The sequence below is a fragment of the Bradyrhizobium sp. UFLA05-153 genome (genome assembly GCF_054185185.1).
Genome location: NZ_JBBIAM010000309.1, coordinates 1 through 1,532, shown reverse-complemented (window position 1 = coordinate 1,532; position 1,532 = coordinate 1). Strand labels below are relative to the sequence as shown.

Genomic DNA, 1,532 nt, shown 5'->3' with positions numbered 1-1,532 from the left:
CGAACCTGATCACGATCACTGGAATCCGTGATCACCATCGTCTGGAACACCTGATCACCATCCCTGGAATGCGCAGGTCACTACATTTGTTTGCGTGGAGCCTGGCTCTGACAGGCTTGGTGGCGCTCGTCTCGCTGCTTCTGTAAGGCGCGTCACTTGGCGGCCCGCCAAACTGAAGTGGCGAGCCCTTATCGTCATTGCCTCAGCCGACGGGCAGCGCTGACGTTTGCTAGCAAACCGTAAGGTCATCCGGCAACATTAGGGCCTACGATTGAGCAATCGGATTGACTGATCGCGGAATACTCGTGGTTGCACTGTTCGCGCTAGCCGAGGCGATCGTCGCGCTTGGGCTCGTCTTCCGAGTGGCGACCATCCTTCTGTCTTCTCGTGCGCGCGCGGCTGCGCTTGGGTGTGTGATAGCCAGCCCTTTCATAGCTCTCTTTGCATTAGTCGCGGCGTTCGGCTCCAAAGGCTTCGCGGTCTTCCTCGATTGGATTGGTATGCTTACCGAGAGCCTCCCGGCGCTCTATTTGCCCGCTAGAATGGTTTGGGATCCTCTGGTGACGATTGCTCTTTTCGCACTCTATTTCCTTCGCGGGCGTCGAGGCATGCCATCGTGGAAGGCATGGTTGAGGGGCTCAAGCTTGTGGCTGATTTGGGTGTTGTTGCCTCTGGCCATCGACGTCGGTTGGACGCCAGGCCTCGATTTTTTGTACATCCTTGCGATACTTTTGATCGGTCTTCCTATCCACTACGTTGCGCCGACGATCTTTGAAAGTCTGTTCTCCGGTTTGAACTGGCTCCTGTTTCTAACTCCTATCCCCGGCCTTCTCATTGCACTAGTTCCGAGCTGGATACTGTTTACCCTGAGGCGACGCGACGATGCGAGCAATTGACGAACTTGCCGCTCGAGCCGGCTGACCGCCTAGCGCTCCTCCTTTGGGCATGCCACTCCCAAATTGAAGAGATCGAAAACTCAGTACCAGCAGATCGGAAAACGCGGCGCGTGCCACCTCAACCCTGCCCGACGTACAGTCACCGACTTGACGCATTCGCATGATCTCTAACCCGCGCGGGATCATGTTGGAGAACCCCAAGTGGCAAAAAAGACAAAGAGCAAGCGCAAAGAATACACCAACTACGACGTCAAACTCCTCAAAGCGCATTCCAAAGCCCGCACCCCAGTGGCAAAGCTTTCGAAGCTGATGAAGCGGTCCGAGGGCTCGCTGAGGCAGAAGGCACGCAGCCTTGGAATTGGACTAGGTCATCAGCGCTAAACTGCGCGGTCGAGAAAACGGCCCAAGGGCCAGGTTACCGCAAGCACGCGAAAAATGGCCCGCCCGTATGATCCGGCGGGCCTCTTTTGGGACCAAATTAGGTTCGCTAGACGACCTTCACCATAGCCCCTCAGATATCGTCTCGATCAACGGCGTCTCGCCGTCACGGTACGCAGGCCTGTGCCTACCGTAAATCACATCCGGCCATATTGATGGTGCAGTCCGCCTAGGATCGGTCGGCATACGATATTCCCG

Annotated in this window: 2 protein-coding genes; both read left to right on the top strand. The window is 56.5% G+C overall.

Translation table 11 applies throughout. The features are described from left to right. The first annotated feature begins 305 nt into the window (after nucleotides 1-305). Nucleotides 306-896, top strand: a complete 591-nt coding sequence (locus tag Q2941_RS51600) for a hypothetical protein (protein WP_458197537.1) — start codon at nucleotides 306-308, stop codon at nucleotides 894-896. A gap of 201 nt (nucleotides 897-1,097) precedes the next feature. Next, complete coding sequence (locus Q2941_RS51595; protein ID WP_458197536.1) at nucleotides 1,098-1,277, top strand: hypothetical protein; 180 nt, start codon at nucleotides 1,098-1,100, stop codon at nucleotides 1,275-1,277. Nucleotides 1,278-1,532: the final 255 nt, after the last annotated feature.